13 protein-coding genes and 1 pseudogene are annotated in these 22,170 nt (G+C 65.3%); 11 read left to right on the forward strand and 3 right to left on the reverse strand.

Going from position 1 to position 22,170, the window contains the following annotated elements; all coding sequences use genetic code 11:
* The first annotated feature begins 77 nt into the window (after positions 1 to 77).
* From N7422_RS16945 to pbpG, 5 genes are all read left to right on the forward strand, one after another.
* Positions 78 to 260 (forward strand): hypothetical protein, encoded by a 183-nt coding sequence (locus N7422_RS16945; RefSeq protein ID WP_279807610.1) that lies wholly within the window; start codon positions 78 to 80, stop codon positions 258 to 260.
* Positions 261 to 423: 163 nt separating this feature from the next.
* Positions 424 to 1,023 carry a hypothetical protein gene (locus N7422_RS16950; protein WP_279807611.1) on the forward strand — a complete coding sequence of 200 codons (600 nt, stop codon included), beginning with the start codon at positions 424 to 426 and terminating at the stop codon, positions 1,021 to 1,023.
* A 399-nt stretch (positions 1,024 to 1,422) separates the two neighbouring features.
* Positions 1,423 to 2,829: a diguanylate cyclase gene (locus N7422_RS16955; protein WP_279807612.1), complete on the forward strand. Its 1,407-nt coding sequence runs from the start codon at positions 1,423 to 1,425 to the stop codon at positions 2,827 to 2,829.
* Between the two features lie 51 nt (positions 2,830 to 2,880).
* On the forward strand, positions 2,881 to 3,531 hold the full coding sequence (locus tag N7422_RS16960; protein ID WP_279807613.1) for a hypothetical protein: 651 nt from the start codon (positions 2,881 to 2,883) through the stop codon (positions 3,529 to 3,531).
* Between the two features lie 214 nt (positions 3,532 to 3,745).
* Positions 3,746 to 4,672, forward strand: coding sequence for a D-alanyl-D-alanine endopeptidase (gene pbpG / locus N7422_RS16965; RefSeq protein ID WP_279807614.1), 927 nt, complete (start codon positions 3,746 to 3,748; stop codon positions 4,670 to 4,672).
* 45 nt (positions 4,673 to 4,717) lie between these two features.
* On the opposite strand, the gene N7422_RS16970 is transcribed toward pbpG, so the two are convergent.
* Complete coding sequence (locus N7422_RS16970; protein ID WP_279807615.1) at positions 4,718 to 5,155, reverse strand: hypothetical protein; 438 nt, start codon at positions 5,153 to 5,155, stop codon at positions 4,718 to 4,720.
* 173 nt (positions 5,156 to 5,328) lie between these two features.
* Here N7422_RS16970 and pvdM point away from each other — a divergent pair, with 173 nt between their 5' ends.
* The 6 genes and pseudogenes from pvdM (at position 5,329) to N7422_RS17000 (ending at position 14,626) form a co-directional block, all read left to right on the forward strand.
* Positions 5,329 to 6,675, forward strand: a complete 1,347-nt coding sequence (pvdM, locus tag N7422_RS16975; protein WP_279807616.1) for a pyoverdine-tailoring dipeptidase-like protein PvdM — start codon at positions 5,329 to 5,331, stop codon at positions 6,673 to 6,675.
* Positions 6,676 to 6,689: 14 nt separating this feature from the next.
* Positions 6,690 to 7,961, forward strand: a pseudogene (locus N7422_RS16980) (aminotransferase class V-fold PLP-dependent enzyme).
* Between the two features lie 15 nt (positions 7,962 to 7,976).
* Positions 7,977 to 8,837: a formylglycine-generating enzyme family protein gene (locus N7422_RS16985; RefSeq protein WP_279807617.1), complete on the forward strand. Its 861-nt coding sequence runs from the start codon at positions 7,977 to 7,979 to the stop codon at positions 8,835 to 8,837.
* A 116-nt stretch (positions 8,838 to 8,953) separates the two neighbouring features.
* Positions 8,954 to 10,288, forward strand: a complete 1,335-nt coding sequence (locus N7422_RS16990; protein WP_279807618.1) for a SidA/IucD/PvdA family monooxygenase — start codon at positions 8,954 to 8,956, stop codon at positions 10,286 to 10,288.
* 16 nt (positions 10,289 to 10,304) lie between these two features.
* Positions 10,305 to 11,954 (forward strand): cyclic peptide export ABC transporter, encoded by a 1,650-nt coding sequence (locus N7422_RS16995; protein ID WP_279807619.1) that lies wholly within the window; start codon positions 10,305 to 10,307, stop codon positions 11,952 to 11,954.
* A 245-nt stretch (positions 11,955 to 12,199) separates the two neighbouring features.
* Entirely contained in the window at positions 12,200 to 14,626 is a 2,427-nt protein-coding gene (locus N7422_RS17000; protein ID WP_279807620.1) for a TonB-dependent siderophore receptor, read from the forward strand.
* Between the two features lie 144 nt (positions 14,627 to 14,770).
* Here the strand turns inward: N7422_RS17000 and N7422_RS17005 are convergent, their stop codons facing one another.
* A complete protein-coding gene (locus N7422_RS17005) occupies positions 14,771 to 15,724 on the reverse strand; it encodes an alpha/beta hydrolase (protein ID WP_279807621.1) in 954 nt (317 codons plus the stop codon).
* Positions 15,725 to 15,779: 55 nt separating this feature from the next.
* Positions 15,780 to 22,170 (reverse strand): non-ribosomal peptide synthetase (locus tag N7422_RS17010; protein WP_279807622.1); only part of this gene is annotated, 6,391 nt, incomplete at its 5' end.

Below are 22,170 nucleotides of genomic sequence, written 5' to 3' on the forward strand. Positions count from 1 at the left end.
CACTATCGAGTCTGTCGATTTCCGCTTGCGCCAGCATGCACGTAAGGTTGCGCCATGACCCACACGGAGACACCTCCATGGCCACCGTCCAAATCATGTCCGTCGTCGGCAGCGCCGTCCCCCGCGAACTGCGTCAGCAAGGCCTGCTGGCATGCTGGTACCTGATGCGCAATGGCGAGGCCATCAGCGGCCCGCTCACTTCTCGCGCCTCGGCACAGCATATGGCCGAACACCTGAGCACCTGCGCGCTGCTGGCCTGAACCGAATCTGTTGTCATGCGTTGCTCCCTTAACGCGCTTTGTCGCCCGCCTTCATGGCGGGCTTTTTTTTGCCTCACGGGCACTGCGCGGGGCTCAAGCCAGCGGTGCGGCTGCCGATGTCCTGAAACCTCGAGGCACGCAATCACAAGGAGCGTTCGACACGATGATTCTGGTAGTGGAAGGCATTAGCGCCAGCGGCAAGACCACCTGGTGCGCGCGGCATGCAGGCCGACAGGTGATCGCCGAACATGGGCGCCTGAAGAACGCACCTGACCGAACGGCGGACGCCGTCGGCGCAGCGAGGTTCTGGGCGCAGCGCAACGTCGATCGCTGGCAGGCAGCACTGGCCATGGAACATGCCACTTCGCTGGCGGTGTGCGACAGCGACCCGCTCAAACTCCACTACATCTGGACCCTCTGGCAGATCGGTGAAGCCAGCGAACACGACTGGCTCACCGAGTTGCAGGCCACCCGCGAAACCATCGCGCAAGGGCGCATCGGCTTTGCCGACTGCTACCTCGTCAGCCGTATCGCCCCACAGCTCGCCCGTGAGCGCGCCAACGCCGACACGACCCGTCGTCGGAGCAGATTCGAACTTCACGTACGCCTGCAGCCCGCGTTGCTGAAATGGTACTCGGCCCTGGAGCAGGCGCTGCCCGGCCGGGTACGGTTCGAGCTGCCCGCACAGATGCCCGCCGCGCCAAGGCTCGACGGGCGCTATTCGCTCGAAGCATTCGACCAGATGATCGCATCGCTCGCCTAGCGCGTTCAGCTCTCCAACTGTCGCTGCAAGCACGCGCGGGCTCGAACATTGCCTGGTGACACCGGCCAGTGACGCCCGCGCCGCCAAAGTGAGGCTCTCCCCGCGCAGGACTTATCGATGACGACTCAAGGCAATGACTGAACAGTCACGAAACACCCACTCCGTACTGCCGACTTCGAAGACTTTCACGCGACAAAAAGTTAACGAATATCGACATCATCAAATTAAAAATTGATAAATATCGGCCGCCCCTATACTTATCCGATTCATAGCCCTTCCTTCACACAGAGCCTTGAATCCAATAGCAAAACGCCGCCACCGACCCATTAATTCAAAGCAAGATACCGCCACCCCGCTCTATTGCTCAGCAGTACCGGTTTATATACACAGGACGATTTCATGAGCATATCTGAGCCGTTATCTCCCCGCGTGCGGAGCAAGTGGATGCTCCCCGTGATTTTCTTCACCCTCTCCCTGGTACCGACTCTCGCCATTGTCCTGGCATTCGAAGACTCCTACGGAAAAATCCGCTCAGGCAGGAGCCATCAAGCTGCCGATCACTTTGCCCACGCGGTCGAGCGCTCATTGACCCATGCCCTGAATGCGGCCTACGGCCTGGGTGCGGCCGTGCGGCACCACGACGGCCGGCTTGATGATTTCGCGGAGCTCTCAACGTATATCGTTCCCCACCCAGACCGCCTTTACGCCCTGGCGCTCGCGCCAGACGGCAACATCACCCAGACCGCCCCGATCAACCGACAGATACTGGCGGACAGCAGCGACTTTTCGACGCTGTTCGGCCAGCACAATCGAAAGATGGAGATGGCCGACCTCCCTGCGGACCGGGTCACGTTCAAGGGGCCGCTGCGCCTGGGGGATGGCTCGCTGGGAGCTGTCGGCGTGATCCCGATCTTCATAGGCAAACACGCGGCGGACAAGAAGTTCTGGGGGCTGTCGGTGGTCGCCATTCATCTGGACAGCGCACTGCTGGAAGCAGAGTTAGAGAGCATTGGCAAACTCGGTTATCGCTACAAGTTGTCAGGCCTGAATCCGATCACGGGAAATCTGGAAACCCTGCTCGGCGGCACGATCGCCGAAGACGACCCGCAGCCTGTGATTCAGCGCCCCATCGAAGGAACGGCACTATGGCTCAGCGTGATCTGTGTCGATCGACCCGGCTATGCAGGGCTGATCATGGCCATTGCCATGGCCTTGCTGATCTGTTGCCTGATTGCCTGGTCGTGCTATACCCGGCTGCAATTGATCGATCAGAAAAAGGAACTGAAGAACTTCGCGTCATTCGATACCCTCACGGGGCTGCCCAATCGCCGCTTACTGATGACGCAATTACAAACGACGTTGGAACAGGCCGATCAATATCAACGTAAAGTTGCCGTTTCCTATATAGACCTGGATGGCTTGAAGCAGATAAACGACAACTGCGGTCACGCGGCCGGCGACCAAGTACTGGTCGAATGCTCCCAGCGCATACAACAGTGCCTGCGGCCCAGCGACACACTGGCGCGCGTAGGCGGCGACGAGTTCATCCTGGTCCTGGCCAACCTGCGCCACGAGCACGAAGCCGACACCGTGCTGCAGCGGGTCATCGAAGCGGCCAACATCGACTTCTGTTTCGACGGCACCGGGGCGAGCATTTCGGCCAGCGTCGGCACAGCGTTCTTCGATACCCATGGCAAACGAATCGACGAGCTGCTCACCCAGGCCGACAACGCCATGTACCTGGCCAAGAAAAGTGGAAAGAATCGACGGGTGGTGGCGCCGGTTCAGCAGGCCGACAACTGTTGACATACCGACCGGCTGGCACCCCACCTGATATAGACATGAAAAGGATGCGCAGTGAAATCACTCGATACACCTGTTAAACGCGTCGGCGCCCTGATACTGGCGTTCGGTATTGTGCTCTCGGCAATCGCGGCGATTCAGATACTTGGCGACACTTACGCCAAACGACACTTCGTTGGCGTATGGCTCGAATCCGTGTTTTTCGAAAAATATTCGTTCCGCAAGTTTCCGCTGGCGTCCTATGCAACATGGATAACCTTGATCGGCCTGCTCTTCTCTTTCTGGTACGAGGCCACCGTCAAACGGTTATGGGCATGGGTCGCCACGGGAAGTCTCCCGCCCAGGGCGCCCGGGTCATCCCGACGAATACGCTTCAAGGACGCCAGCAGCGCACTGGAACATGCCTGCAAGCATGCGCCCGGCACGCTATTGCCAGGCCAGATCACCCCGTGCCTGGTCATCTGCGCCAACAGCTCTGGCCAATCGCTCGGGCTGGCGGTGATCGACATCCCGACGAGCGACGGCCCCAAACGGACAACCGCGGCCTTCACCAGCAATGTGCTCCCCAGCGACATCATCGGCCGCCTCTGCGCAGCGCGCGTCGGCCCCGCGGATCCCGAGACCGGGGTACCGTCGCACCTGATTTGCGGCGAGTTCTCGCTGACCTGGCGAGACGGTGCCTGGCAGATGAGGCACCAGCTGTAAACGCCCATTCAAGCCCGTGTCGACGGGCGCTGAACGCTTGCGAAAAGCGGCGCCGAGCAACGGCAGGAGCGGGCTCGGGATTAAATTTCCTTCACCTTGCGCCCTTTGGATATAAGGCATTCGACAGCCGTTGCACCATACTCCAGAATGCATCGGTTCTTTGGGGGAAACCCTTGCACAGCCAACGACATACCAACATTTAGTGAGCCTCAACGTGAAAACTTCCCTGTCCATCCTCAGCCTGCTGCTGTTGCTCACAGGTACCGCGACCCTCCCGTCGACCGCTGCTGCACAACCCCAGGCGACGGTCCAGCGCGACCCTAGCAAACTGCACCTGGCCTCCGGCAGCGCCCTGCTGATCGACCTCAACACCAACCAGGAGCTGTATTCCAGCCACGCCGATCGCGTGCGCCCCATCGCCTCGGTCACCAAGTTGATGACCGCGATGGTCGTGCTCGACGCCAAGCTGCCCATGGACGAAATGCTCACCATGACCATCGCCAACAATCCGGAGATGAAGGGCGTGTACTCGCGGGTGCGCCTGGGCAGCGAGCTGAACCGGCGCGAGACCTTGCTGATCACCCTGATGTCGTCGGAGAACCGCGCGGCCAACTCTCTGGCCAACCACTACCCGGGCGGCTACGGCGCATTCATCAAGGCGATGAACGCCAAGGCGCGCAGCCTGGGCATGAGCCACACGCGCTATGTCGAGCCGACCGGCCTGTCGACCCTGAACGTGTCCACCGCCCATGACCTGGCCAAACTGCTCATGGCCTCGCGCAAGTACCCAATGCTCAGCGAACTGTCGACCACTGCGGAAAAGACCGTGGCGTTCCGCAAGCCCAACTACACCCTGGGTTTTCGCAACACCGACCACCTGGTCAACAAGAGCAACTGGGATATCAAGCTGACCAAGACCGGCTTCACCAATGAAGCTGGGCACTGCCTGGTGCTGCTGACGAAGATGGACAACCGCCCGGTGGCGATGGTGATCCTGGACGCCTTCGGCAAATACACCCACTTCGCCGATGCCAGCCGCATGCGCCAGTGGCTGGAGACCGGCAGCGCCAAACCGGCGCCGGCGGTGACGATGCAGTACAAGAGCGAGCGACAGAACCGCGCGCGCCTGGCCCAGGACTGAGGCCAGCCTGCCGGGGCCGCCTGACGGCCCCGGTACAGCCCAGGCTCAGGCGTGGGTGTCGACCGAGCCGCCAGCCGTGCTGCCACCCGCTTCGCTGAGCGCCTGCAGCAGCTGACCGGTCGCGGCCAGGATCAAGCCGTTGAGCGTGGCGATGCTGGCCTGCTTGGCCTGGACCGCCGCCAGCTTCGTTGGGTCATCCTTGGCCTGCTCCTGCAGCTGGGCCAACTGCTTCTGTTCCTGTTCCAGCTGCTTCTGCAAGCGCTTGATCTGCTCGCGCAGCTCCTTGACGCTCGGCGGCTCGTCGCTCTTGAGGTCTTCAAGCTCCTTTGGCTTGCTGTCCTGGGCCTTGAACACATCACCCTTGAACACCAGGCCGCCCTGCTCGTTGACCTCGGGCTTGCCCGGCTGCGCCGCGGTCGCCGACGGTTGGGCAGCCCCGGCCAGGGTCGGGATATTGATGTTGGCGGTGGTTATTCCAACCATTGCGAACCTTCCTTGAAATGGACTTTTACACAACCGGCTATCGGCCGGTCCGCACGGATCTTGAATGCCGCCTCGCGGATAAATTTGCCCCCCTGCCATTCGTCCACCTGATACCCGAGCCCTGCCCGCGCATGCCGGCAGGCCGATCCGATCAGCCCCGCAACGAGATGGCAATGACCAAGACCCGTTCCCGCAAAGCCCTGTACATCGGCCTGCCCCTGGCCCTGGCGGTCGCCCTGGGGAGTGCCGCCGGTTATTTCTACTGGCAGCGCCTGGAAGCCGGCTACCCGCACAAGATCGTCGAGCAGGCCAATGCGCTGCACGAGCACATGCTGTCCTTCGACAGCCACATCACCGTGCCGCTGGACCTGGGCAGCGCCGGCAACGAAATCGACAAGGACGGCAGCGGCCAGTTCGACCTGGCCAAGGCCGGCAAAGGCCGGCTGTCGGGCGCCGCACTGACCATCTTCGGCTGGCCGGAGATCTGGAACGGCGACAACGCCCCCCATCGCCCCACCCCGGGCTTCGTCGACGCGGCGCGGCAAGAACAGGAAGTACGCTACAAGATCATCAGCGCCATGGTGCGCGATTTCCCCAACCAGGTCGGCATCGCCTATACCCCCGACGACTTCCGCCGCCTCAACGGCGAAGGCAAGTTCGCCGTCTTCATCAGCATGCTCAACGCCTACCCGCTCGGCCATGACCTGGCGCAACTGGACCTGTGGGCCGCGCGCGGCATGCGCATGTTCGGTTTCAGCTACACCGGCAACAACGACTGGGCCGACTCCTCGCGGCCGCTGCCGTTCTTCAACGACACCGCCGATGCCCTCGGCGGCCTGTCGCCCCTCGGCGAGCAGGCGGTCAAGCGCCTCAACGACCTGGGGGTGATCATCGACGTGTCACAGATGTCCACCCTGGCCCTGGAAGACGTCGCCCGCCTCTCCCGCGCGCCGATCGTCGCCTCGCACTCGGCGCCCAGGGCGCTGGTGGACATCCCGCGCAACCTGTCGGACAAGGAGATGCAACTGATCAAGGACAGTGGCGGCGTGATCCAGGTGGTCGGCTTCGGCCAGTACCTCAAGCCGCTGAGCAAGCCGGTGCTGGACAAGCTCGAGGCCTTGCGCGTGCGCTTCGATCTGCAACCGCTGCAGGGCCTGGCCAATGCCCTGATGCCGGGCGACGCGATCATCGCCATCTGGCCCGAGTCGCGCTTCGGCGAGTATGCAAGTTCGCTGTACGGCATCCTTGAAGAAGAGCCCAAGGCCACCCTCAAGCAATACGTCGACGCCATCGACTACACGGTGAAGAAGGTCGGCATCGACCATGTCGGCATCAGCTCGGACTTCAACGACGGCGGCGGCCTGGACGGCTGGAAGGACGTCAGCGAAATCCGCAACGTCACCGCCGAACTGTTGACCCGCGGCTACAGCGAAACGGACATCGCGAAGCTCTGGGCCGGCAATTTCCTGCGTGCCTGGGAACAGGTGCAGAAATCCGCCCGCCCCGTCGCCACTCGCTGATCAAGGCCCCCTACATGAGCAACCGCCGTACCTTTTTGAAACAGGCCGGCCTGCTGGCCGCCAGCCTGCCGCTGCTGCCGCAGGCCCTGGCCCAGAGCGCAAAGCCACTGACCGGCGCCGACAAGTGGCGCCACCTGCGCGAGCTGTTCCCGCTGGACCCACAGGTCGCGCATTTCGCCAATTTCCTGGTCACTGCCCATCCGCGCCCGGTGCAGGACGCCATCGACCGTCACCGCGCCGACCTCGACCGCAACCCCGCCGCGCTGATGGACTGGGAAAGCCAGTACGAATGGCAACGCGAGGACGAGGTGCGTGACTGGGCCGCTCGCTATCTGGAGGTCGGCCAGCGCCAGATCGCCCTGACCGGCAGCACCACCGAAGGCCTGGCGATGATCTACGGTGGCCTCAAGGTCGGTGCCGGGCAGGAGATCCTGATTACCGAGCACGAACACTATTCCGCGCAGAAGGCGCTGGAGTTCCGCAACCAGCGCCAGGGCACCGCGGTGCGCCAGATCCGCCTGTTCGACGACCCCTGAACGGTGTCCACCGACCAGGTGCTGAGCACCATCGACAAGGCCATCAAGCCGCACACCCGGGTACTGGGCATGACCTGGGTGCACTCCGGCAGCGGCGTCAAGCTGCCGGTGGGCGAGATCGGCGAATTGGTGCGCCGGCACAACCGCGAGCGCAGTGAAACCGAACGCATCCTCTACGTGGTCGACGGCGTGCACGGTTTCGGTGTCGAGAATGCGCGCTTCGCCGACTTCAACTGCGACTACTTCATCGCCGGCACCCACAAGTGGATGTTCGGCCCACGCGGCACCGGGATCATCTGCGCCGCGTCCACCGGCATGGAACACCTGGTGCCCACTGTCGCCACCTTCTCCCGGGACGAGGACTTCGCCACCATCATGACTCCCGGGGGCTACCACGCCTTCGAGCATCGCTGGGCCGCCGGCGAAGCCTTCAAGCTGCACCTGCAGCTGGGCAAGGCCGACGTGCAGCAACGCATCCACCAGCTCAACACCCTGCTCAAGGAACGCCTGGCCGAACACCGCCAGATCCAGCTGGTGACCCCGCGCGCCGAGCAGTTTTCGGCAGGCTTCACCTTCTTGCGCATCAAGGACCGCGACGCCGACGCCGTCGCCGCCCACCTCACCGCCAACAAGGTGATGTGCGACGCCGTGTACCGCGACGTCGGTCCGGTGATCCGCCTGGCGCCGAGCCTGCTCAACGACGAGCAGCAGATCGATCGGGCCATGACCCTCATTACCCAGCAACTTTGAACAAGGCATCCCCCCATGAGCGCATCTCTGCACCGCCTCACCCTGGCCGCCGTGCTGGCCGCCTGCAGCCTGCCGGCCCTGGCCGCGCAACCCTCCGACAAACCCGGCACGGTGTTCCGCGACTGCGCCAAGACCTGCCCGGAAATGGTCGTGCTGCCCGCCGGCACCTTCACCATGGGCACTCCGCCCGACGAGATGGGGCGCCAGGACGACGAAGGCCCTCAGCATCCGGTGACCTTCGCCAAGCCGTTCGCCATCAGCCGCTTCCAGATCACCGCCGGTGAGTGGGCCGACTACCAGAAGGCCACCGGCATCGTCATCGCCGACGGCGACGATCGCCCGGGTCGACGCTGCACCAACAGCAAGCCCAGCTACAAGCAGGGCCCGCGCCAGCCGGCGGTGTGCATGAGCTACGACGACATCGAAGCCTATGTGGCGTGGCTGTCGAAGAAGACCGGCAAGCACTACGCCATGGTCAGCGAAGCCCAGCGCGAGTACGCCGCGCGCGGCGGCAGCACCGGCATGTTCCCGTTCGAGCCGGATGCCAACCTCGAGATCAGCAAGAACGCCAACGTCTATGGCCCCAAGGACGGCTTCAGCTACAGCTCGCCAGTGGGCAGCTTCCCACCCAACGCCTTCGGCGTGTACGACATGCACGGCAACGTCTACGAGTGGGTCGCCGACTGCTACCACGACAGCTATGTCGGCGCCCCGGCCGATGGCAGCGCCTGGAAGGAAGCCGGCTGCCGGCAGATCTCGATCCGCGGCAACGACTGGGGTGAGGCACCGATCTTCTCGCGCTCGGGCAACCGCAACACCACGGTGCGCGACGACCGTGGCGACTGGATCGGATTGCGCGTGGTCCGCGAGCTGTAAAGCGCCCGACGGCGGTAAATTCTCCGCCAGCCGGCTCGTTCCTATCGGTGTACTTGCGCAGGACACGGGGCGCCTTTCAGCGGCGCCCCCACTCGACCATCCAAGGAACCGCAACCATGAGCCAGACCTCTTCCCCCGAAAAAATCCACGACCTCATCGGCGTCGGCTTCGGCCCTTCCAACCTGGCCCTGGCCATCGCCCTGGAAGAGCTCGCCGAGACCAACGGCCACGCCCTTGACGCTCTGTTCATCGACAAGCAGACCGATTACCGCTGGCACGGCAACACCCTGGCCACCCAGAGCGAGCTGCAGATTTCCTTCCTCAAGGACCTGGTCTCACTGCGCAACCCCACCAGCCCCTACAGCTTCGTCAACTACCTGCACCAGAAGCAGCGCCTGGCCGACTTCATCAACCTGGGCACCTTCTACCCCTGCCGCCTGGAGTACAACGACTACCTGCGCTGGGCCGCCGACCACTTCGCCACCCAGGCGGTGTACGGCGAGGAAGTCCTGCGCATCGAGCCCGAACTGCGTGATGGCAAGGTCGATCACCTGCGCATCGTTTCCCGCGACCAGCAAGGCCGCGAAACCCAGCGCCGCGCCCGCTCGGTGGTGGTCGGCAGTGGCGGCACGCCGAAGATCCCCGAAGCCTTCCGCGCCTTCAGGAACGATCCGCGAGTGTTCCACCACTCCCAGTACCTGAGCGCCCTGCAACAGCTGCCATGCAACGACGGCAAGCCGATGCGCATTGCCGTGGTCGGCTCCGGACAGAGCGCCGCCGAGGCCTTCATCGACCTCAACGACAGCTACCCGTCGGTCAAGGTGGACATGATCCTGCGCGCCTCGGCCCTGAAGCCTGCGGACGACAGCCCGTTCGTCAACGAAATCTTCGCCCCCGAGTACACCGACCTGGTGTTCAACCAGCCCCACGCCGAGCGCGAGAAGCTGGTCAGCGAATACCACAACACCAATTACTCGGTAGTCGATGTCGACCTGATCGAACGCATCTACGGCATCCTCTATCGCCAGAAGGTCGCCCACCAGTACCGCCATGCCGTGCTGTGCCGCCGCACCATCGAAGAGGTGGTGGAAACCGCCGAAGGCATCGAGCTGACCCTGCGCGACCTGGCCACCGACGTGCGTCAGACCCACCGCTACGACGCAGTGATCCTCGCCACCGGCTACGAGCGCCGCTCGCACCGCGAGCTGCTGTCGCCGCTGCAGCAGCACTTGCAGGACTTCGAGGTGGACCGCGACTACCGCGCGCTGGCCAGCCCCGAATTCGGTGCCAACGTCTACCTGCAAGGTTTCTGCGAAGCCTCCCACGGCCTGAGCGACACCCTGCTGTCGGTCCTGCCGGCACGCGCGGCGGAGATCGGCCAGTCGCTCTACCAGCATCTGGGCAAGCAGGCCAGCAACGCGCCGGCCGCCCTGCGTCAGACCTGCGCCTGAGAACGGGAACCAACCGATGAGCACTTCCAACCGCGGGGCCCTGCGTGAATTGCTGGCCCTGCTCAAGCCCTTCTGGCCGATCGTCACCCTGTCCATCTTCCTCGGCATGATCGGGGGCCTGAGCGTGACCACGCTGCTGGCCACCATCAACGGCGCGCTGCACGCCGAGGGCGACCTGGGGCACAGCCTGATCCTCGGCTTTGCCGGTTTGTGCCTGCTGGCCCTGGTGAGCACGATCCTGTCGGATATCGGTACCAACTATGTCGGCCAGCACATCATCGCCCGGCTGCGCAAGACGCTGGGCGAGAAGGTGCTCGCCGCGCCCATCGAACAGATCGAGCGCTTTCGCAGTCACCGCCTGATCCCGGTGCTGACCCACGACGTGGACACCATCAGCGACTTCGCCTTCGCCTTCGCCCCCCTGGCGATCTCGCTGACGGTGACCCTGGGCTGCCTCGGCTACCTGGCCATGCTGTCATGGTCGATGTTCCTGCTGATGCTGGCGGCCATCGCCATCGGCACGAGCGCCCAGTACCTGGCGCAATCGGTAGGCGTGCGTGGCTTCATGGCCGCCCGCGACGCCGAGGACGACCTGCAGCGCCAGTACAACGCGGTCGCCGGTGGCGCGAAGGAACTGCGCATCCACCGCCCCCGTCGCCACCGCATGTTCGTGCATGGCATCCAGGCCACCGCCGACTTCATCTGCAAGACCCAGATCCGCGCGATCAACACCTTCGTGATCGCCAAGACCTTCGGCTCCATGCTGTTCTTCGTGGTCATCGGCGTCGCGCTGCTGATGCACGGCGCCGGGCCAGGGCAGGACAAGGCGGTCATCAGCGGCTTCGTCCTGGTGCTGCTGTACATGAAAGGCCCGCTGGAGCACCTGATCGGCACCCTGCCCATCGTCGGCCGCGCCGGCATCGCCTTCCAGCGCATCGCCGACCTTTCCCGGCAGTTCTCCTCCCCCGAGCCGCATCTGCTGCTGACCGACGCACCCGCCGCCTGCGCCACGGTGCGCAGCCTGGAGCTGGTCGACGTGAGCTATGCCTTCCCGCCGGTGGGCGATGCCGCGCCATTCCGACTGGGGCCGGTCAACCTGCGGATCGACCAGGGCGAGATCGTCTTCATCGTCGGCGAAAACGGCTGCGGCAAGACCACGCTGATCAAGTTGCTGCTGGGGCTCTACGCACCGCAGCAGGGGCATATCGCGCTGGATGACAAGGTCATCGACGCCAGCGACAGGGACCAGTATCGCCAGCTGTTCACCACGATCTTCGCCGACTACTACCTGTTCGACGACGTGATCCAGGGCGAACAGACCATCCCCGAGGACGCCAACCAGTATCTGGAGCGCCTGGAGATCTCGCACAAGGTGAGCATTCAGGACGGCAAGTTCACCACCACCGACCTGTCCACTGGGCAGCGCAAGCGCCTGGCGCTGGTCAATGCCTGGCTGGAGCAACGCCCGGTGCTGGTGTTCGACGAGTGGGCGGCCGACCAGGACCCGACCTTCCGCCGGATCTTCTACACCGAGCTGCTGCCTGACCTCAAACGCCTGGGCAAGACCATCATCGTGATCTCCCACGACGATCGCTACTTCGATATCGCCGACCAGCTGGTGCGCATGGAAGCCGGTCGCGTGGTCACGCAGCACGTCCCGGCCTGACCACTCCGTCGAGCGCGGCGCACGACCCCGGCTTGGCCGGGGCACGGCGCCGCGACTCGCCCGCAAGGAAGCTGGAACAGTCGATGCCAGAGCATTACCCCCTTGGGGTTTCCATCAGATAAATCGCAAAAGACAGATAGTGAGTTCTGTTTTTTCCGGTTTTTTATCCGTGATGCGTCTAATTATCAGTTACTGGTTATTCCAAAAGAAAAACTGCCCGCTTCCTTCAGGAGTTCCTTTCACCCATGCACCGCCCGAATCTGTCCCCGACCCCTCTGGCACGCGCCGTACGTCCATCGCAGTCGAACCGTACGGTACTGCCGGGCGCCCTGCTCGCCCTGATGCTGCTGGGGAGCAGCGCAGCGCACGCCGAGCAGGTCTCCGTCAACATCGCCGCACAGCCACTGTCCAGCGCCCTGCAGCAACTGGGTCAGCAGACCCACATGCAGGTCCTCTACAGCCCCGAGCTGGTGCAAGGTCTGAAGTCCAGCCCGGTCTCCGGCTCGCTGTCGACCGACGAGGTGCTGCAACGCATGCTCCAAGGCAGCGGCCTGTCATACCGCGTGGATGGCCACACCATCCTGCTGATGCCGCCACCGAGTGCCGGCGAGGCCGCGCTGGAACTGAGCCCGACGTCGATTTCCGGCATGGCGCCGGGCTCGGTGACCGAGGGCACCGGCCTGTACACCACCTACATGTCCAGTAGTTCGACGCGCCTGAACCTGACCCAGAAGGAAACCCCGCAATCGGTCACCGTGGTCACCCGCCAGCGCCTGGACGACCAGAAGCTGACCAATCTGACCGAGGTGCTCGAGGCCACCCCGGGCATCACCGTGCTGCGCACCGGCATCGGCGCCGAGAACGACACCTACTGGTCGCGTGGTTTCCAGATCAACAACTTCGAGATCGACGGCGTTCCCACCTCCCCTCGCCTGGACAACACCACCCAGAGCACGGCGATGTACGACCGTGTCGAGATCGTGCGTGGCGCCACCGGTCTGATCAGCGGCACCGGCACCCCGTCGGCGACCATCAACATGATCCGCAAGCGCCCGACTTCGACCTTCCAGGGCAGCGTGACCGCCGAAGCCGGCAGCTGGGACCGCTACGGCACCGGATTCGACGTCTCCGGCCCACTCACCGACAGCGGCAATGTCCGCGGTCGCCTGGTGGTCGACTACAAGACGCAGAACTCCTTCGTCGATCGTCTCGAGCAGGACACGCAGCTGATCTACGGCATCTCCGAATTCGATCTCAGCGAAGCGACCATGCTGACCGTCGGTTTCAGCTACCTCAAGACCCAGGTCGACGACCCGCTGCGCACCGGCTTCCAGGTCCGCTATGCCGACGGCAGCAAGACCGACTTCAGCCGCTCGAAGAACAGCTCGCCGACCTGGTCGTACAACGACCGCAAGCAGACCAACGTCTTCACCTCCCTCGAGCATCAGTTCGACAACGGCTGGAGCGGCAAGGTCGAGCTCAGCCACAGCGTCATGGACTTCGACGAGCTGATCAACTACATGAACGGCGAGATCAGTTCGGCGGACGGCTCCGGCGCCTACATGTACCCCAACCGCTGGTCGGGCAAGCCTCGCCAGAACAACCTGGATGCCTACCTGACCGGCCCGTTCACCCTGTTCGGTCGCGAGCATGAGCTGATCACCGGCGTCACCCTGTCACGCTACACCGAGAACACCCCGGATCACGGTGGCTGGTTCGGTCCCTGGACCGGCTACGACGGCACCATCGACAACGTCTGGGACTGGAAGGGCCAAGGGCCGCGCCCCGACACCACCACCGTCGGCAAGACCTACATCCAGGAAAACCAGTACGCCGCCTACATGACCGGCCGCTTCCACGTGACCGACGACCTCGCCGTCATCCTCGGTGGTCGCGTCACCGACTGGCGGCGCACCAGCGACTACGAGAACTGGAACGACCCGACGCTCGACAACAAGAGCGACGAGAACCGCCACGGTGTGTTCCTGCCCTATGCCGGCGTGGTCTACGACCTCAACGACACCTGGTCGGTCTACGGCAGCTACACCAAGATCTTCAACCCGCAGCCCTATGGCGTCCACGATGCCAACTTCAAGGCCCTTGACCCACAGGAAGGCACCGGCTACGAGCTGGGCGTGAAAGGCAGCTTCAACGACGACAAGCTCAACGCCAGCCTGGCGCTGTTCCGTATCGAGCAGGACAACCTGGCCGTCTACGAGCGCGCGCCGGACATCTACCGCGCCGAGCAAGGCACCACCACCAAGGGCGTGGAACTGGAGCTCAACGGCGAGCTGGCCGAAGGCTGGCAGGCGTTCGCCGGCTACGCCTATAGCGTCAGCACCGACTCCGACGACAACCGCATCGTCACCAACACACCGCGCCACAGCGCCAAGACCTTCACCACCTACCGCCTGCCCAACATCCTGGACAACAAGCTGACCATCGGCGGTGGCGTGAACTGGCAGAGCAAGACCGGCCAGAACCTGCACACCTTCACCCAGGGCAGCTATGCCGTGACCAACCTCATGGCACGCTACGACATCACCCAGAACCTGAGCGCATCGCTCAACCTCAACAACGTCTTCGACCGCAAGTACTTCTCCTACGTCGACAGCTGGGGCGTGTACGGCGCACCCCGCAACTTCATGACCAGCGTGCAGTACAAGTTCTGACCGCAACCACGACCTGGGGCGCAAGGCCCTGGGTCGTGGCGAACGGATTGAGCGTCTTGTCACAGCGGGCTTGCCCGCGAAGCAGGCGCCCCGGGTACAACGCAAAAGGGCCGCATAGCGGCCCTCGGTTTCCGGTGCGAAACCTCAGTACAAGGCGTCGCGCAACACCTGCGCCAACCTCGCATACACCGTATCGATCTCGGCCGTGACCAGGCGCATGCGCAGGAAGTCGTGCACCAGCCCCTCGAACACTTCACTGCTCACCGTCACCCCCTGCTCGCGCAGGTGACGCGCGTAGGCCTGCCCTTCATCTAGCAGTGGGTCGAAGCCTGCCAGGCCGATGTATGCCGGCGCCACGCCCTGCAGGCCAGAGGCCAGCAGCGGCGAGAAACGCCAGTCCGAACGGTCCTCGGCCTGGCGCGCATAGTGATCGTAGAACCATTCCAGGGTGGCGCTCTCCAGCAGGTAGCCTTCGGCGAACAACGTACGCGACTCCCAGGTTTTCGAGGCGTCGGTCACCGGATAGCACAGCAATTGCAGACGTGGCTGGATCGGCCCGCCGGCCCGCGCTGCGTCGATCGCCAGCACGCTGGCCAGGGTCGCGCCGACACTGTCGCCGCCCAGGGCCACCCGGCTGGCATCCAGCCCCCACTCGCGCGCATTGACCGCCAGCCACGCCAAGGCATCGGCGCAGTCGTCCAGCGCCACCGGAAAGCGCTGCTCCGGGGCACGCCGGTAATCGACGGTCAGCACCGCGCAGGGGGTGCGTGCGCAGAACTCGCGACAGACACCATCGTGCGAGGCGATGCTGCCCACCACGAACCCGCCGCCATGCAGGTACAGCAGCACCGGTAACGGCTGCTCGGCCGGCATGGATGGCCGGTACAGGCGCAACGCCAGGGTGGCGCCATCACGGGCCTGGCAACGCAGGTCCTCGCTGTGGACCTGCGGCGCCCCCCAGCGCATGCGCACGGAGGCCTGCTCGAAGGCATCGCGGGCCTGGGTGGGGGTCGACTGGTGGAAGGCCATGGACTGGCCGTCGCCAGGGCTGGCTTCGACCAGGTCGAGGAATTCGGCAATTTCAGGATTCAGTGGCATGACTCGGTTCCTGAGCCGGACGCACCCGCGTCCGGCCTGTCAGAAGAAAGGAAATTCAATCGGCCTGGACCTGCAGGCAATGCTCGATCAACAGCACCAGTTCGGCCTGGAACTGATCCATGAAGGCGGTGATGGTGCCCTGGCGGAAGCGTCGGTTGCTGTAGATGCAGCGGAACGACAGCTTGCCGTCGAACACTTGGCCGACCACTTCGAGCCAGTTGGCCAGGCTCGCCTGCTGCGAGAAGCTGTCGCCGACACTCTCCGGCGCGGGCAGGAACAGCGCCTGCTCGGCGTCGAAGCTCTGGTCGAGCTGCCCCAGGTAGTTGAAGGTGACCTGCGCCTGGGGCAGGTCGGCCAGGCGCGCGCGCACCCACGGCTCGTCCATGTGACGCAGCACACCGTAGCCGATGCCCTTGTCCGGCACCTGGGCCAACTGCTCGCGGATCGCCACGATCGACGCCCCGGGCGCGGATACCGGGCTCAGGCGCACCGGATACATGCTGGTGAACCAGCCCAGGGTGCGGCTCAGGTCCAACGACTCGAACAGGTCCTCGCGGCCATGACCCTCCAGCAGCACCAGGGCCGACGAACTGTCGTCCCACTGGCACAGGGCCCGGCTCAGAGCGGTCAGCAGCAGGTCGTTGATCTGCGTCTGGTAGGCCGCGGGGGCCTCCTTGAGCAGCTGTGCGGTCCGCTGCGCATCCAGGCTGAACGCGGCCTCTTCACGGTGGCACATGAGGTTGGCGCCGCGCGGGTTGTCGCAACGCAGCGGCCCGTCCTGCCGGTCAAGCTGCGCCACCCAGTAGTCGAGCTCGCGCTCGCGCAGGGTCGCGGCATGGCCGGCCAGGCCAGCGGCCCATTCGCCGAAGCTGCTGGTACGCACCGGCAGCTGCGGCTCCCGTTCGGCGAGGAAGGCCTGGTACGCCTCCTGCAGATCCTGCAGCAGCACCCGCCAGGACACACCGTCGATCACCAGGTGGTGGATCACCAGCAACAGACGCACCTGGCCATTGCCCAGGGTCGCCAGCAATCCGCGCATCAGTGGCCCCTGGGCCAGGTCCAGGCTGCGTTGCAGCTGATTGGCCAGTTCCTCCAGCGCGTCCTCGTCAGCCACATCGCGCACCCACAGCAGCGGGTCGTCGCCCAGGCGCTGCAAGCACTCCTGCAACGGCTGGTAGCGCTGGATCCAGCGCCCCTGCTCCTGGGTGAAGCGCAGGCGCAAGGCATCGTGCTGGCCGAGCATGCAGGTCAGCGTGCGCTCCAGCGCGCGCGCATCCAGGGCCTGGTTGGCACGCAGGATCAACGCCTGGTTGAAGTGCTCCGGGGCATGGGTCTGCGCGGTGAAGAACCATTCCTGGATCGGGATCAGCGGGAAGGCGCCTTCCACCACCACGGCCTGCTGCTCGCCGCTGACCCGTGAAACGCCCTGCTGGTCGAACAGGTTGGCGATGGTCTGGCAGCGCATCAGGTCGCGCAGCTTGAGTTCCAGTTTCAACTGCGCGTGGTTGCGCACCCGCGAGATCACCTGCAGGCTGAGGATCGAGTCGCCACCCAGCTCGAAGAAGTTGTCGGCGATCCCCACCTGCTCGACCTGCAGCACCTCGGCCCAGATCTGCGCCATCCATTGCTCCTCCTCGCTGCGCGGGGGGACATGGCTGGCCAGGTCGAAGGTGGGCTCCGGCAGGGCCTTGCGGTCGAGCTTGCCATTGGGCGAGACCGGCAGGCGCTCCAGGCAGATCACCTGCACAGGCACCATGTAGGCCGGCAGCGTCTCGGCCAGGGCAGCCTTGAGCTGATCGCCGCGCACTTCAGCGGCGGCGGCGACATAGCCGACCAGTTGCTTGCCGGAAACGCCGTCACGGGCGATCACCACGGCATCGCCGACACCTGGCTGCTGGCGCAGGCAGGCTTCGATCTCGCCCAGCTCGATACGGAAACCACGCACTTTCACCTGGTGGTCGAGGCGACCGACGTAGTCCAGTATCCCGCTGTCGCGCAGCCGGACCAGGTCGCCGGAACGGTAGAAGCGTGCGCCGGGCTCACCGAACGGGTCCGGCACGAAACGCTCGGCGGTGATCGACGGCCGCTGGTGATAACCACGGGCCACCCCCTCGCCGCCGATGAACAGCTGCCCGGCGAAACCGACCGGCAACGGATTGAGGTCATCGTCCAGCACACGCAGCGAACGCCGGCCCACGACCCGGCCGATGGGCGCGTAGGCCGCGCCGCAGGGTTCCTCGGCCGAGGCCTTCCACAGCATCGGCGTGACCACTGTCTCGGTCGGGCCATAGCCATTGGTGATGTAGCGCGGCCGCAGCACCTCGCGCACCTCGGCCAAGGTCTGTTCCGGCACCGCGTCGCCGCCCAGGCAATAGATGCGCACAGCGGGCGGCTCGATACCGCTGCGCTGCACGTACTCAGCCACCTGCTTGAGGTAGGCGGGCGGGAAGCAGGCGATGTCGACCCGACCCCGGCTCAGCGCCTCGCAGGTCTGCTGGGGTGTCCACAGTTCGTTGTCGCGCAGAATCAGCGTACCGCCCACCGACAGCGTGGTCAGCCAGCGCTCATGAGCGCCGTCGAAGGCGAACGACATGAAGTGCAGCTCACGGGTGCCGGCCTCCATCTCGTAGAGCTCGGCGATGGCCTGGCAATGCATGCTCAAAGGGCCATGGCTGACCGCCACGCCCTTGGGCACGCCGGTCGAACCGGAGGTGTAGATCAGGTAGGCCAGGCTGTGCTCGCTCGGCACCGGGAACACGCTGGCCGGCGTACAGGCTTCGCTCGCCAGGGTTGCCGGATCGAGCGGTTCCAGGCCCTCGGGCAGGGCCAGGCGCTGGCTCAGGTCGGCACGCCCGATCAGTTGGCGCATGCCGGAATCCTGGATCATGAAGGCCAGGCGCTCGACGGGGTAGTCCAGGTCCAGCGGCACATAGGCCGCGCCGCTCTTGAACACCGCCAGCAGGGCCACCAGCATGTCCACCGAGCGCTCCAGGGCCACGCCCACCAGCACTTCCGGGCCGGCACCACGGGCGAGCAGTTGCCGCGCCAGCAGGTCGGAACGGGCCTCCAGGGCCGCGTAGCTGAGGGTCTGGCCGGCGCACTCGGCGGCGATGGCCTCGGGACGCGCGGCCGCCTGGCGGGCGATAAGCTGCGCCAGCATCACCCGCTCGCAGGCCTGCGCCGGCACCGCGCCCCAGGCATCGAGCGCCTGGTACTGCGCCGGGCTGAGCCGTTGCAGGTTGCCGATGCATTCGACAGGGCTGTCGATCATCGACTGCAGCAAAGTCTCCATCAGTGCGCGAATGCCCTGCACGGCCTCGGGCGTGAAGTGACTGCGCAGGAACAAGTACTCGATCGCCAGGGTCTCGCCCAGGGTCACCGCCAGGTCCATGGGGAAGTTGGTGACATCGTGGCTGCTCGAGGCGCCGAAGCGCAGGCCGCCCTGGGCCTGTTCCAGGCGCTGGTCGATGGGGTAGTTCTCGAACACGATGATGCTGTCGAACAGGGCCTGGCCGCCCTGCCCCGACCAACGCTGGATATCGGCCAGCGGCGCATGGGCGTGCTCGCGCAGGTCCAGGTTGTCGGCCTGCAGTTGCTGCAGCCACTGATCCAGGCGCTGGGTCGGCTCGAGGGTCTGGATCACCGGCAAGGTGTTGATGAACAGGCCAAGCATGTGCTGCGCGTTGGCCAGGCTCTCGGGGCGGCCGGCCACTGTAGCGCCAAAGGCCACGCTGCGCTGTCCGGTGTAACGCTGCAACAGCAACAGCCAGGCGCCCTGGATCAGGGTGTTGGCGGTAATGCCCTGGGCGCGGCAGTGCTGCTGCAACGCGGCGGTGCGCTGGGCGTCCCAGCGGGTATACAGCGCCTCGTGCCCCGGCAGGTCGGCATTGTGCCGCGGGTGGACCGACTGGCTCAGCTGGGTCGGCGCGTCGAGCAGGCGCAGACGGCCCTGCCAGTAGTCCTGCAGGCGGCCTTGGTCCTGATCCTGCAACCAGGCGATGAAGTCACGATAGCGCCCGCTGTCACCGGTGACTTCGCCGCTGGCGTAATGCTGCAGCACCTCGCCGAACAACTGCGAACTGCTCCAGCCATCCATGAGGATGTGGTGGCTGGTCCACACCAACTGGTGCTCGGCGTCACCCGTGCGCACCAGCAACAGGCGTTGCAGCGGCACCTGGCCGAGGTCGAAGCCACGCTGTGCGCGGGCGAGCGCCTCGAGGTCGGCGGCGGTGAAGGATCGTGCCCGCCAGTCGAGCACGGTCATCGCCACGTCGACGTGGCGGTGCACCACCTGCAACGGCGCGCTCTGGCCCCCCTCCCAGTGGAAGGAGGTACGCAGGATCTCGTGACGACCGATCACATGCTGCCAGGCGGCGCGGAAGCGCTCTTCCTCGAGCCCCTCGACCGGCAGGCTGAGCTGGTTGACGTACAGGTCGTCGCCTTCGTCGGACAGGCTGTGGAACAGCATGCCCTGCTGCATCGGCGACAGCGGGTAGATGTCCTCGACCTCGGCCACCGACACCGGCAGTGCGTCGAGCTGCGCCTGGCTCAGGCCCGCCAGCGGGAAGTCCGATGGCGTCAGCCCCTGTGGCGCCCGGCAGTGCTCGACCAGCGCCGCCAGCTCCGCCTCGTAGGCGCGGGCCAGCCGCTCGATGGTCGCGCGGGCGAACATCTGCCCGCTGAAGCTGAACGCCAGGCTCAGCTCGCCGCCATACACCTGGCCATTGAGCACCAGCCAGTTGCCCAGCGGCGCCAGCGGGCTCTGCTCCTCGCCCGCGCTTTCGGCGGCAGGCACGAACAGCGCCCGCTCATCAAACTGGCCATCCAGCTGGCCCAGGTAGTTGAAGGTGATGCGCGGCACCGGCAACTGGGCCAGGCTATCGCGCGCGGCCTCGTCGCCCAGGTAGCGCAGGACGCCGAAGCCGATGCCCTTGTGCGGCACGCCGCGCAGCTGTTCCTTGACCTGCTTGATCGAGGCGCCCAGATCGTCGGCCGGGGTCAGGCGCACCGGGTAGGCGCTGGTGAACCAGCCCACCGTGCGGCTCAGGTCGATGTCGTCGAACAGGTCTTCGCGGCCATGCCCCTCCAGCTCCACCAGCGCCGAGTCGGCGCCGCTCCAGCGGCACACCACGCGGGCCAGGGCGGTCAGCAGCAGGTCGTTGACCTGGGTGCGGTAGGCCGTCGGCGCCTGTTGCAGCAGGCGCCGGGTCAGCTCGGCGTCCAGGTGCGCCTGCACGCTCTGGCGATGGCGGTTCTGCAGGCTGGCGCTCAGGTCGGCCTCGGGCAGGTCCAACGGCGCGCCATCGAGTTGCCATTGCCAGTAGGCCAGCTCGCTGTCCAGGCTGGCGGCATGTTGCTGCAAGCGCTCGCCCCAGGCCTTGAAGGCGCTGGTCTTAGCCGGCAGTTTCGGCGCGCTGCCCGCCAGGGCCTGGCGGTAGGCATCATGCAGGTCTTCCAGCAGCACCCGCCAGGACACGCCATCGACCACCAGGTGGTGGATCACCAGCAACAAGCGCTGGCTACCGTCGGCCAGGTCGATCAGCACCGCGCGCAACAGCGGGCCCTGGGCCAGGTCCAGGCTGCGCTGGGCTTCCTCGCAGGTCGCCTCGATTTCCTCGGCGCTGCGCACCGCGGCACGCCACAGCAATGGCTGGGCCGGTTGCAGCGGGCCGTGTTCGGCGCTGCCGTCGGCAAAGCGCAGGCGCAGGGCGTCGTGCTGGGCGTACAGCGCCAACAGCGCCTGCTCCAGCGCGGCGGCATCCACCGTTTCGGTGCCACGCAGCAGCAGCGACTGGTTCCAGTGCTGCGGCTCGCTCATGCGCTGGTCGAAGAACCACTGCTGGAAAGGCAGCAGCAGAGCGTTGCCCGTCACCGGGCCCTGGTCGATACGCGGCACGACCGCATCCCCGAGCTGGGCCACGGCCGCCAGACGCTGCACGGTCTGGTGCTGGAACAGCGCCTTGGGCGTGATATGGATCCCGGCCTGCCGCGCACGGCTGACCACCTGGATCGACATGATCGAGTCACCGCCCAGGGCGAAGAAGTTCTCGGTAACGCTTACCGGACCACCCCCCAGCACGGCCTGCCAGATCTCGGCCAGGGCGGTTTCCGTCGGTGTGGCCGGCGCCTGATAGTCGCGGGTCTGAAGGGCCACGTCTGGGCGTGGCAGGGCCTTGCGGTCGAGCTTGCCGTTAGGCGACAGCGGCAGGCTGTCCAGTGCCAACCACTGGTTCGGCACCATGTAGTCCGGCAGGCCACGGCGCAGGTGTTCGGCCAGTTGCGCCTGCCACTCGGCGGTTTCGCCGTTCAGCACCACATAGCCAACCAACTGCTTGCCATCCGGCACCGTCACCACCGCTTCACGGACCAGCGCGTGCTCCAGCAAGCGCGCCTCGATCTCGCCCAGCTCGATGCGCAGGCCGCGCAGCTTGACCTGGTGGTCGATA

This window comes from Pseudomonas sp. GD04091, assembly GCF_029836165.1.
In the GTDB taxonomy this organism is placed as follows: Bacteria; Pseudomonadota; Gammaproteobacteria; order Pseudomonadales; family Pseudomonadaceae; genus Aquipseudomonas.

What these genes read in the sequence shown, in the direction of transcription:
- N7422_RS16945 (WP_279807610.1), top strand. Translation starts at nt 78, where the DNA reads ATGGCCACCGTCCAAATCATGTCCGTCGTCGGCAGCGCCGTCCCCCGC.
- N7422_RS16950 (WP_279807611.1), top strand. Translation starts at nt 424, where the DNA reads ATGATTCTGGTAGTGGAAGGCATTAGCGCCAGCGGCAAGACCACCTGG.
- N7422_RS16955 (WP_279807612.1), top strand. Translation starts at nt 1,423, where the DNA reads ATGAGCATATCTGAGCCGTTATCTCCCCGCGTGCGGAGCAAGTGGATG.
- N7422_RS16970 (WP_279807615.1), bottom strand. Translation starts at nt 5,155, where the DNA reads ATGGTTGGAATAACCACCGCCAACATCAATATCCCGACCCTGGCCGGG.
- pvdM (WP_279807616.1), top strand. Translation starts at nt 5,329, where the DNA reads ATGACCAAGACCCGTTCCCGCAAAGCCCTGTACATCGGCCTGCCCCTG.
- N7422_RS16985 (WP_279807617.1), top strand. Translation starts at nt 7,977, where the DNA reads ATGAGCGCATCTCTGCACCGCCTCACCCTGGCCGCCGTGCTGGCCGCC.
- N7422_RS16990 (WP_279807618.1), top strand. Translation starts at nt 8,954, where the DNA reads ATGAGCCAGACCTCTTCCCCCGAAAAAATCCACGACCTCATCGGCGTC.
- N7422_RS16995 (WP_279807619.1), top strand. Translation starts at nt 10,305, where the DNA reads ATGAGCACTTCCAACCGCGGGGCCCTGCGTGAATTGCTGGCCCTGCTC.
- N7422_RS17000 (WP_279807620.1), top strand. Translation starts at nt 12,200, where the DNA reads ATGCACCGCCCGAATCTGTCCCCGACCCCTCTGGCACGCGCCGTACGT.
- N7422_RS17005 (WP_279807621.1), bottom strand. Translation starts at nt 15,724, where the DNA reads ATGCCACTGAATCCTGAAATTGCCGAATTCCTCGACCTGGTCGAAGCC.